Origin of the sequence: Rhizobium sp. Root1204 (assembly GCF_001424965.1) — a bacterium.
Taxonomy (GTDB): Bacteria; Pseudomonadota; Alphaproteobacteria; order Rhizobiales; family Rhizobiaceae; genus Pararhizobium.
On record NZ_LMCZ01000040.1, the window covers coordinates 458895 to 470000 of the forward strand.

An 11106-nucleotide genomic window follows, 5' to 3' on the forward strand; every position below is an offset into this window, starting at 1 on the left:
AGCCGGCCGAAGCCAGCCCAGCAGCCCGGGAGAACCCATTCGGGAAGCGCGTTACAGGCCCATGCCTGCAAGCTCGTCCACGGTATCCTTGTTGATCGGCAAAAGCTGATCGACGATGATGTCGTTACCAGCAGGCTTGATGACGCCGAGACCCGGAATATCGTCACCATCCTTGACGCTTTCGCCCTTGATCAGGCGGGCGGCCATGGTGACGAAGACTTCGCCGGCCTGTTTCGGATTCCACATGAAGCCACCGGAGATCGCACCGGACTTGATCAGCTTCTGGCCCTGGCCGGGCGAGAATGGTCCGAGCACGAAGATTTCACCGGTCTTGCGGCGTTCCTCAACGGCACGTCCGGCGCCGATCGGCCCCTGGCTGCCGAAGGCAAGGAAGCCCTTCAGGTCCGGGTGAGCGGAGATCAGATCAAGCGCCGTCGAACGGCTCTTGTCGACATCCTCGGCCACGCCATAACGTTCGCCGACCAGTTTCATGTCCGGGTAGTTGGACTTGAGATAAGCGACGGCCGCATCCGCCCAGGCATTGTGCAGGGGAACAGTCAGCGAGCCGACGAACACGGCATATTCCCCCTTGCCGCCCATCTTTTCAGCCAGGAGTTTGGCATGCGCTTCACCAAAACCGGTCGACGAGGCCAGCTCGAAATTCCAGTCGGCCCCCTTCTGGCTCGGCGATTCATGAGTGATAACGAAGATGCCGGCTTGCTTCGCTTTGGCAAGCACCGGCTCAAGCACCTTGGCATCGTTGGGGACCACACCGATCACCTTGACGCCCTGCGCGATCAGATCCTCGATGGCGCGCACCTGCAGCGCCGGGTCAGCGCTGGTCGGGCCAACCATGAAAGCATCGAGACCGAGCTTGGCGCCCTGCTCCTTGATCCCGGCATCCATCGCGTTGAACCACGGAATACCGCCAATCTTGACGACGACGCCAACCTTGTCGGCGGCCATCGCCGCAAACGAAACGCCAAGCGACAGCGATGCAGCGAGCGCCGCAATCATAAACTTTTTCATGCTCTTCCTCCTCCAAACGTTTCCGCGCACGGAAACAGGCCCGGGGCGCCCGGCTGGCGCTCCCTGTCAGTTCAGTTCGGATTGACGCGGGAAATCGCATCCTCCACTTCACCGCCTCCTCAAGCGGACCATGGTGCACAATCGATATTTCTTTTTTGCACAATCGATGGTGCAAATAATATGTTTTGGATTTAAACTTTCGTCAAGAGGAAATTGGCACTAAGCAAATGAAGGGAGGAATCGATGAAACCGCAGGGAAAAAAGAAGGCGACGATCTACGATCTATCGGTCCTGTCCGGCTGTTCAGCGTCCACCGTCAGCGCGGTGCTCAACGGCACCTGGCGCAAGCGCCGGATCAAGGAAAGCACGGCCGAACTCATTCAAAGCCTTGCCGAGCAGCACCAGTATACCGCCAATCTCCAGGCGCGCGGCCTGCGCAATTCCCGCTCCGGCCTTGTCGGCTTGCTTCTGCCCGTCCACGACAACCGCTATTTTTCCTCCATGGCCCAGACGTTTGAGGCGCAGGTGCGCAGCCACGGCAAATGCCCGGTGGTTGTCAGCGCGTCACGCGATCCGCAGGAAGAATTGGCGACCGTCGAAACGCTGATCTCCTATTCGATCGACGAACTGTTCATTGCCGGTGCCACTGATCCCGACAGCGTCCATGGCCTGTGCGAAGCCGCAGGCATCCGCCATATCAATATCGATCTTCCCGGCACAAAGGCGCCGTCCGTCATCAGCGACAATTATCAGGGCGCGCGGCTCCTGACACAGGCGATCATCAAGCGGTTCGACGATGCCGAAGCGCCCCTGAGGCCGCAGGAACTGTTCCTGTTCGGCGGCCGCAACGACCATGCCAGCCGCGAGCGCATAAAGGGCTTTCGCGACATCAAGACCGAACTGCTTGGCCACGACAGCGACGACTGCATCCAGCCGACCGGCTATTCGCCGGGCATGACGCAGAAAGCCTTCGAGGCATTTTACGAGCGTGAGGGAAAGCTACCGCGCGGACTGTTCATCAATTCGTCGATCAACTTCGAAGGCCTGCTCCGCTTCATGGCGCAGCACCCGCACGAGACTTTCGCCGATATCGTGGTCGGTTGCTACGACTATGATCCCTTCGGCTCCTTCCTGCCCTTCCCGGTGATCATGATCCGGCAGGACACGGAAAGCATGCTGGCCAAGGCCTTCGAACTGATCGAAGAAACCCGCCCCGCCGTGAAGATCCACCTGATCCAGCCGGAGCTGGTCCATCCGCGCACCGCGCTCAAAGGCCCACTCGATTCCATCCGCGACATCGATGCCTGAGCCCCCCCTCTTTCGATCCCGCCGCAAAATTGTGGAACCGATTGACTTGCTACCGCGAAGGATTAAGCTTTCGGGGATAGCGAACACTATGCGCACGGGAATTGTTGCGGATGGTGCAAGTGGCTAGGCATCCTTGAGGAGGATGAGGTTTGCCATGGATTATCGTGATATTCTGCTGATCAGCGCATCCATCATCGCTCTTTCTTCGTTTGATGCCCGGTCCGAAGAGGGCGATGCAACGGTAGGCGCCACCGTTTTCAAGAAATGCGCGATCTGTCATATCGTTGATACCGACAAGAACAAGGTCGGCCCGTCGCTGAACGGGCTATTCGGCAGAAAAGCCGGAACACATCCGGATTTCGCCTATTCGGCTGGGATGAAGGCGGCCGGAGACGGTGGCCTCGTCTGGGACGAGACGACGTTGCGGGACTATCTGCACAATCCGAAAGTAAAGGTGAAAGGCACCAAGATGGCCTTCGCCGGCCTGAAGGACGATCAGGATATAAGCAATCTCATCGCCTATCTGAAGCAATATTCCAAGTGACAGGTTGCGTGACGGGCATGTAGCCCATCCACAAACTGCTTTAATTGCTGCGTTTCTCACTTGCAGGACACTAAACCGATATTCTGTCGATGCGGCTTTCGGTTCACGGCCGGGTCGGCTCAGGGAGGGTCGGAAATGGCTGTCGTGTTGATCCTCGCCTTGCTGGTGGTGGGCTCCGTGCTGTTCCACCTGCTAAGCCCTTGGTGGTGGACACCGATCGCGTCCAACTGGACCTATATCGACAACACACTCATCGCCACTTTCTGGATTACCGGTGTCGTCTTCGTCGCGGTCGTCTCCTTCATAGCCTATTGTGTCTGGCGTTTCCGGCACAAGCCGGGCAACCGGGCGGCGTACGAGCCGGAAAACCGGAAGCTGGAGTTGCTGCTGGCATCGGGAACAGCCGTCGGTGTCGCCGCCATGCTTGTGCCAGGCCTTTTCGTCTGGAACCAGTTCATCACCGTGCCCAACGATGCCGCACCGGTGGAGGTTGTCAGCCAGCAGTGGTTATGGAGTTTTCGGCTGCCGGGCGCAGACGGAAAGCTCGGCCGGTCGGAGACGCGTGACATCACCCCGGAAAATCCGCTTGGCGTGAACAAGAACGATACGGCCGGCCTTGACGACGTCATCATCGAGGGTGGCGAGCTGCATCTGCCGGTCGGCAAGCCGGTCCACATCCTGTTGCGCTCCATCGACGTCCTGCACGATTTCTACGTACCGGAATTCCGCGCCAAGATGGACATGATCCCCGGCATGATAACCTATTTCTGGTTCACGCCGACACGAACCGGCACCTTCGATATTCTCTGCGCCGAACTTTGCGGCGTCGGCCATCCGCAAATGCGCGGGACTGTCGTGGTCGAGGAAGCGGAGGCTTATCAGGCATGGCTGGCGCAGCAACAGACATTCACCCAGCTCCTGGCATCGGCAGAGCCGCAGCCAGCAAACTGAACACGGCAGGAAGGCATCGGAGCGAAAGGAAGCAAAGATCATGGTCGAGATTCCAGCCGGCAGCGCAGACGCGGTCCCGGCCGCCGAAGTCGAAGACATGGAGCTTTACCATCCGAAAAGCTGGTGGACGAAGTATGTCTTCAGCCAGGATGCCAAGATCATCGCCGTGCAATACGCGATCACGGCCATCTCGATCGGTCTTGTGGCACTTGTGCTTTCCTGGCTGATGCGGCTGCAGCTTGCCTTTCCCGGATACTTTGCCTTCATCGACGCCGATCACTATTACCAGTTCATCACCATGCACGGCATGATCATGGTGGTCTATCTGCTGACCGCGCTGTTTCTCGGCGGTTTCGGCAATTACCTCATCCCCCTGATGGTCGGCGCGCGCGACATGGTGTTCCCCTATGCGAACATGCTGAGCTATTGGATATATCTGCTCGCGGTCCTTATCCTGGTTGCTGGGTTTTTCGCCCCCGGCGGGCCGACAGGGGCCGGATGGACGCTTTATCCGCCGCAATCCGTTCTATCCGGCACACCCGGCGGCCAGGACTGGGGCATCCTCCTGATGCTGTCCTCACTGATTGTCTTCGTCATCGGCTTTACCATGGGTGGGCTGAACTATGTCGTCACCGTTCTGCAAGGCCGTGCGCGCGGCATGACGCTGATGCGCATGCCCTTGACCGTCTGGGGCATTTTTACCGCAACGGTGATGGCGCTTCTGGCCTTCCCGGCCCTGTTTGTCGCCTGCGTCATGATGCTGTTCGACCGCCTGCTTGGCACCAGCTTCTTCATGCCCGCCATCGTTGAAATGGGGACGCAGTTGCAGCATGGCGGCGGCAGCCCGATCCTGTTCCAGCACCTGTTCTGGTTCTTCGGGCATCCGGAGGTCTATATCGTGGCGCTGCCTGCCTTCGGGATCGTCTCGGACCTCATCAGCACGCATGCGCGCAAGAACATCTTCGGTTACCGGATGATGGTCTGGGCGATCGTCATCATCGCAGCCTTGAGCTTCGTCGTCTGGGCGCACCACATGTATGTCAGCGGCATGAACCCCGCCTTCGGTTTCTTCTTCGCCACCACGACGCTGATCATCGCCGTCCCGACCGCGATCAAGGTTTACAACTGGGTGCTGACTTTGTGGCGCGGCGATATTCACCTGACGCTGCCCATGCTCTTTGCGCTGGCCTTCATCGTCACCTTCGTCAATGGCGGACTGACCGGCCTGTTTCTCGGCAATGTCGTCGTCGATGTTCCGCTGTCCGACACGATGTTCGTCGTTGCCCATTTCCACATGGTGATGGGCGTGGCGCCGATCCTCGTCATCTTCGGGGCGATCTATCACTGGTACCCAAAAGTGACCGGGCGCCTGCTCAACACCGCGCTCGGCCATATCCACTATTGGATCACCTTTCTCGGTGCCTATGCGATCTTCTTTCCGATGCACTATCTCGGCCTGCTCGGCGTGCCGCGCCGCTACTACGAGATCGGCGAGACCAGCTTCGTTCCGCCTTCGGCCCACACGCTGAACATCTTCATCACCATCATGGCCCTCATCGTTGGAGCAGCACAGGTGGTCTTCCTGTTCAACCTGATCTGGAGCCTTTTCCGCGGCAAGGAGGCCGGCGGCAATCCGTGGCGCGCCACGACACTCGAATGGCAGACGCCGCAAACGCCACCCGCCCATGGCAACTGGGGCAAGGACCTGCCGGTCGTCTACCGCTGGGCCTATGACTACAGCGTGCCGGGAGCGCCCGAGGATTTCATTCCGCAGACCCAACCAGCAACCGGCGGCCTAACGCGGGAGGTCATGAGATGAACGTCACGCTGCTTTTCCTTGCCGTCATCGGCGCCATCATCGCCTGGTGGATGGCGGGACAGCGGCTGACGTCAAAACCCTGGCTCGAAGCGAGCCCGGTGCAAACGGCAACCAGCATGAACGATCCGGCTGCTCCGACAATAAAAATCGGCCTTTATGTCTTCCTCGGCGTCGTCGGCGCCCTCTTCAGCCTGTTCATCAGCGCCTATTTCATGCGCATGGCCTCCTCTGACTGGTGGGGAATGCCGGTGCCTGGGCTGCTCTGGGTGAACACCGGCCTGCTCGCCGCCAGCAGCGCCGCGCTGCAATGGGCAAAAACCGAGGCCCGCCACGGCCGCATGGAGACACTGAAACCTGCACTTACCACCGGCCTCCTCCTTGCCGCGCTCTTTCTCGCAGGACAGATCGAGGCCTGGCGGGAACTGACCGCGGCCGGCTATGTGCTGGCCGACAACCCCGCCAACAGTTTCTTCTATCTGCTGACCGGCCTGCACGGCCTGCATATTCTCGGTGGTCTTGCCGTGACCGGCCGCACCACCGTCCGGGCATTCGCGGCCAATGTTCCGCCTACCCAACTACGCCTCAGCGTCGATCTTTGCGCCACCTATTCGCATTTCATGCTTGCCGTCTGGCTCGTCCTCTTCGCGCTCTTTGCCGGCTGGGCGAACGATTTCGTCGATCTCTGCCGCCAACTGCTCAGCTAGGGGATTTTCAGATGACACAGTCCGCCCAGACACACAGCGATCCCGGCCTCCAACCGGCAGGCCTGCGGGGCATCGCCACCGATTTCGGTTCGGACCAGCGCGCCTTCAAAACAGCCTCCTGGGGCAAGGCGATGATGTGGATCTTTCTTCTCAGCGATACCTTCGTCTTTGGCTGCTTCCTCCTGGCCTATATGACCGCCCGCATGTCGACGCCCGTCGCCTGGCCCAATCCGAGCGAGGTCTTCGCGCTGCATATCGGCGGGCAGGACGTTCCGCTGATCCTGATCGCGATCATGACCTTCGTGCTGATCTCAAGCAGCGGCACCATGGCGATGGCGGTCAATTTCGGCTATCGTCGCGAACGCGGCAAGACGGCAGTCTTGATGCTCGCAACCGCCCTGCTCGGCGCAACCTTCGTCGGCATGCAGGCTTTCGAATGGACGAAGCTGATATCGGAAGGCGTGCGCCCATGGGAAAACCCATTCGGCGCGGCACAATTCGGCTCGGCCTTTTTCATGATCACCGGCTTTCACGGCACGCATGTCACGATCGGCGTCATTTTCCTCCTCATCGTCGCCCGCAAGGTCTGGCGCGGTGACTTCGACACCGAACGGCGCGGCTTTTTCACCAGCCGCAAGGGCCGCTACGAGGCCGTCGAGATCATGGGCCTCTACTGGCACTTCGTCGACCTGGTCTGGGTCTTCATCTTTGCATTTTTCTATCTGTGGTGAGGAAGAAGGTCATGAGTGAAACAACGGCGCACATGCACGCACAGGCTCAAGCTCAAAGCGGACAGCATCATCCGATCCGGCTCTATCTTGTCGTCTGGGGCCTGCTCTTCGTGCTCAGCGCCTTTTCCTACATGGTCGATTATCTCGGCATCCAGGGTTATCTGCGGTGGTCGCTGATCCTGCTGTTCATGATGTTGAAGGCTGGCCTGATCGTCGCCGTCTTCATGCACATGGCCTGGGAACGGCTGGCACTCGTCTACGCCATCCTGCTGCCCCCCCTACTCGTGCTGATTTTCGTCGCGCTGATGGTATCGGAATCGCACTATACGATCTTCACCCGCCTCGCCTTCTTCGGGGCAGCATCGTAGCCCTATCTCGCAAAGAACTTATGAGCCGGGCTGATGTCGGCGCGTCTCATACCGGCGCTGATCGCCCGTTGGCTTGTCATTCCTGCTTCTGCTTTGCCTATGAACGGCAAAAAGCCCGTGTCATTTCTGATCACGGGCTTTTGTTTTTTGTTTGGTTGCGGGGGCAGGATTTGAACCTGCGGCCTTCAGGTTATGAGCCTGACGAGCTANAAAGCCCGTGTCATTTCTGATCACGGGCTTTTGTTTTTTGTTTGGTTGCGGGGGCAGGATTTGAACCTGCGGCCTTCAGGTTATGAGCCTGACGAGCTACCGGGCTGCTCCACCCCGCGTTATCAGCGTCTTCGGCGAAGCCGAAGATCGCGACGAGGAAACCGCCTTTGCGGTTTTCGTCGACAGCGCAAACCGAAGGTTTGTCGCTTACGGATTGGGCCGTATGCCCGTTCCGGTATTCATTCTGAGCAAATTGCCAGAGGCAATTTGTCTCCTGTGAGGGAGGTAGAAACTGTTTCCGCCGCCCCTGGAATTCAGGTTCCCCGGCATTTTACCGAAGCAAAAAGGCCGCTTGAGGGCGGCCTGTTGTTCGGCTGGGCCGGAGGTAGAAGAGAAGATAGTGTGTTTGGTATTTTCTTGCCATTAATAGACCTGGCAGCGACCTACTCTCCCGCGTCTTAAGACGGAGTACCATTGGCGCAGGGGCGTTTCACGGCCGTGTTCGGAATGGGAACGGGTGCAGCCACCCCGCAATAACCACCAGGTCAACTAAGGGCAAGAATGTCACCGGCGACGGTGACAAACCAAATGAGAAGCTGGCGAGGGAGACCCTCTTTCTTATATTTTGAACACGTCTTGTTGCCTGGCTTTCGGTCGAAGACCGCAAGCGCAGAGCGCGTCGCCAATCGTTTGGCGCGCCGTCTGCAGCGCAGCCGCCTGAGCGGCGACAGCATGAAGACAAAACAGATGGCTCTGTTCATTTCAATGAACATGAGCAATGAGAACAATCAAGCCAATCGAACGATTAGTACCGGTAAGCTTCATGCATTGCTGCACTTCCACACCCGGCCTATCAACGTGGTAGTCTTCCACGGTTCTCAAGGGAATACTCGTTTTCAGGTTGGTTTCCCGCTTAGATGCCTTCAGCGGTTATCCATTCCATATATAGCTACCCTGCTATGCGGCTGGCGCCACAACAGGTCCACCAGAGATATGTCCATCCCGGTCCTCTCGTACTAGGGACAGATCCTGTCAATATTCCTACACCCACGGCAGATAGGGACCGAACTGTCTCACGACGTTCTGAACCCAGCTCACGTACCGCTTTAATTGGCGAACAGCCAAACCCTTGGGACCTGCTCCAGCCCCAGGATGCGATGAGCCGACATCGAGGTGCCAAACAACCCCGTCGATATGGACTCTTGGGGGTCATCAGCCTGTTATCCCCGGCGTACCTTTTATCCGTTGAGCGATGGCCCTTCCACACGGGACCACCGGATCACTATGACCGACTTTCGTCTCTGCTCGACTTGTCAGTCTCGCAGTCAGGCGGGCTTATGCCATTGCACTCGACGAACGATTTCCGACCGTTCTGAGCCCACCATCGCGCGCCTCCGTTACTCTTTCGGAGGCGACCGCCCCAGTCAAACTACCCACCATACACTGTCCCGGATCCGGATAACGGACCGCGGTTAGACATCCATGACGATAAGGGTGGTATTTCAAGGATGGCTCCACAAGAACTGGCGTCCCTGCTTCAAAGCCTACCACCTATCCTACACATGCCGACACGAATGCCAGTGTAAAGCTATAGTAAAGGTGCACGGGGTCTTTCCGTCTGACCGCAGGAACCCCGCATCTTCACGGGGAATTCAATTTCACTGAGTCTATGCTGGAGACAGCGGGGAAGTCGTTACGCCATTCGTGCAGGTCGGAACTTACCCGACAAGGAATTTCGCTACCTTAGGACCGTTATAGTTACGGCCGCCGTTTACTGGGGCTTCAGTTCAAAGCTTGCACCTCTCCCTTTAACCTTCCAGCACCGGGCAGGCGTCAGGCCCTATACGTCGTTTTGCAACTTCGCAGAGCCCTGTGTTTTTGATAAACAGTCGCTACCCCCTGGTCTGTGCCACCCCTCCATACTTGCGTACGAAGAGGTCACGCTTCTTCCGAAGTTACGCGTGCAATTTGCCGAGTTCCTTCAGCATAGTTCTCTCAAGCGCCTTGGTATACTCTACCTGACCACCTGTGTCGGTTTCGGGTACGGTCTATACGGTGGAGCTATTTCCTGGAACCGCTTCCCCGCCCAGACAATCCAATAAGTCTGAACAAGTTACGCAATCCGTCACTACCACCAGGCCCACGAATATTAACGTGGTTCCCATCGACTACGCATTTCTGCCTCATCTTAGGGGCCGGCTAACCCTGCTCAGATTAACTTTAAGCAGGAACCCTTGGTCTTTCGGCGAGGGAGTCTCTCACTCCCTTTATCGTTACTCATGTCAACATTCGCACTTCCGATACCTCCAGGACCCCTCACAGGTATCCCTTCACAGGCTTACGGAACGCTCCGCTACCACACGCATTACTGCGTATCCTCAGCTTCGGTGCATGGCTTTAGCCCCGTTACATTTTCGGCGCAAAGACCCTTATTTAGACCAGTGAGCTGTTACGCTTTCTTTAAATGATGGCTGCTTCTAAGCCAACATCCTGGTTGTTTTGGGATCCTCACATCCTTTCCCACTTAGCCATGACTTGGGGACCTTAGCTGGAGGTCAGGGTTGTTGCCCTTTTCACGACGGACGTTAGCACCCGCCGTGTGTCTGCCGACTAGTACTCCTCGGTATTCGGAGTTTGGTTAGGATCAGTAAGACGGTGAGTCCCCATAGCCCATCCAGTGCTCTACCCCCGAGGGTATTCGGTCGACGCACTACCTAAATAGTTTTCGCGGAGAACCAGCTATTTCCGAGTTTGATTGGCCTTTCACCCCTAGCCACAAGTCATCCCAATCTATTGCAACAGATGCGGGTTCGGTCCTCCAGTTGGTGTTACCCAACCTTCAACCTGCTCATGGCTAGATCACTCGGTTTCGGGTCTAATGCGACGAACTGAACGCCCTGTTCAGACTCGCTTTCGCTGCGCCTTCACCTATCGGCTTAAGCTTGCTCGTCACACTAAGTCGTTGACCCATTATACAAAAGGTACGCCGTCACCCTTGCGGGCTCCGACTGTTTGTAGGCAACCGGTTTCAGGTTCTATTTCACTCCCCTTGTCGGGGTGCTTTTCACCTTTCCCTCACGGTACTTGTTCGCTATCGGTCATGCACGAGTACTTAGGCTTAGAGGGTGGTCCCCCTAATTTCAAACAGGATTTCACGTGTCCCGCCTTACTCAAGGACCTTGGGTGTTCTACATGTACGGGGCTATCACCCGCTACGGCCGGACTTTCCATTCCGTTCCACTTTATTCCCCAAGGCCACTGGCCTGGTCCGCGTTCGCTCGCCACTACTTGCGGAGTCTCGGTTGATGTCCTTTCCTCCAGGTACTTAGATGTTTCAGTTCCCTGGGTTCGCTTCTTACACCCTATGTATTCAGGTGTAGATACCTTATCACAATGCTTAGAAACCCAAGCCGCCCCGAGGGACAGTTTGGATTTTCTAAGC

The 11106-nt window shown here is 57.6% G+C and carries 9 protein-coding genes, 1 tRNA gene and 2 rRNA genes (1 of these 12 cut by a window edge); 8 read left to right on the top strand and 4 right to left on the bottom strand.

Translation table 11 applies throughout. The features are described from left to right. Positions 1-51 precede the first annotated feature (51 nt). A complete protein-coding gene (locus ASC96_RS26555; RefSeq protein WP_060506034.1) occupies positions 52-1029 on the bottom strand; it encodes an autoinducer 2 ABC transporter substrate-binding protein in 978 nt (325 codons plus the stop codon). Positions 1030-1272: 243 nt separating this feature from the next. Between ASC96_RS26555 and ASC96_RS26560 the strand changes: the two genes are divergently transcribed. The 8 genes from ASC96_RS26560 to ASC96_RS33600 form a co-directional block, all read left to right on the top strand. After that, positions 1273-2337, top strand: coding sequence for a LacI family DNA-binding transcriptional regulator (locus tag ASC96_RS26560; protein WP_060506035.1), 1065 nt, complete (start codon positions 1273-1275; stop codon positions 2335-2337). 154 nt (positions 2338-2491) lie between these two features. Continuing rightward, positions 2492-2881 carry a cytochrome c family protein gene (locus ASC96_RS26565; protein WP_060506036.1) on the top strand — a complete coding sequence of 130 codons (390 nt, stop codon included), beginning with the start codon at positions 2492-2494 and terminating at the stop codon, positions 2879-2881. Positions 2882-3016: 135 nt separating this feature from the next. Beyond that, a complete protein-coding gene (locus tag ASC96_RS26570; protein WP_060506037.1) occupies positions 3017-3832 on the top strand; it encodes a cytochrome c oxidase subunit II in 816 nt (271 codons plus the stop codon). A 40-nt stretch (positions 3833-3872) separates the two neighbouring features. Further along, on the top strand, positions 3873-5651 hold the full coding sequence (locus ASC96_RS26575; protein WP_060506038.1) for a cytochrome c oxidase subunit I: 1779 nt from the start codon (positions 3873-3875) through the stop codon (positions 5649-5651). Continuing rightward, on the top strand, positions 5648-6355 hold the full coding sequence (locus tag ASC96_RS26580; RefSeq protein WP_060506039.1) for a cytochrome c oxidase subunit 3: 708 nt from the start codon (positions 5648-5650) through the stop codon (positions 6353-6355). Before ASC96_RS26575 ends, ASC96_RS26580 begins: the two co-directional genes overlap by 4 nt. A gap of 11 nt (positions 6356-6366) precedes the next feature. After that, the gene (locus tag ASC96_RS26585; RefSeq protein ID WP_060506040.1) at positions 6367-7086 is read left to right on the top strand and encodes a heme-copper oxidase subunit III family protein; all 720 of its coding nucleotides are present in this window, start codon (positions 6367-6369) and stop codon (positions 7084-7086) included. A gap of 11 nt (positions 7087-7097) precedes the next feature. After that, positions 7098-7454, top strand: a complete 357-nt coding sequence (locus ASC96_RS26590; RefSeq protein ID WP_060506041.1) for a cytochrome C oxidase subunit IV family protein — start codon at positions 7098-7100, stop codon at positions 7452-7454. A 20-nt stretch (positions 7455-7474) separates the two neighbouring features. Further along, a partial coding sequence (locus ASC96_RS33600) for a hypothetical protein (RefSeq protein WP_210171876.1) occupies positions 7475-7663 on the top strand: 189 nt, incomplete at its 3' end. A gap of 43 nt (positions 7664-7706) precedes the next feature. On the opposite strand, the gene ASC96_RS26595 is transcribed toward ASC96_RS33600, so the two are convergent. The 3 genes from ASC96_RS26595 to ASC96_RS26610 all read right to left on the bottom strand — a co-directional run. After that, positions 7707-7783, bottom strand: a tRNA-Met gene (locus ASC96_RS26595). Between the two features lie 311 nt (positions 7784-8094). Continuing rightward, positions 8095-8209 (bottom strand): 5S ribosomal RNA (rrf, locus tag ASC96_RS26600). 239 nt (positions 8210-8448) lie between these two features. Then, positions 8449-11106 (bottom strand): 23S ribosomal RNA (locus ASC96_RS26610) (it continues 139 nt past the right edge of the window).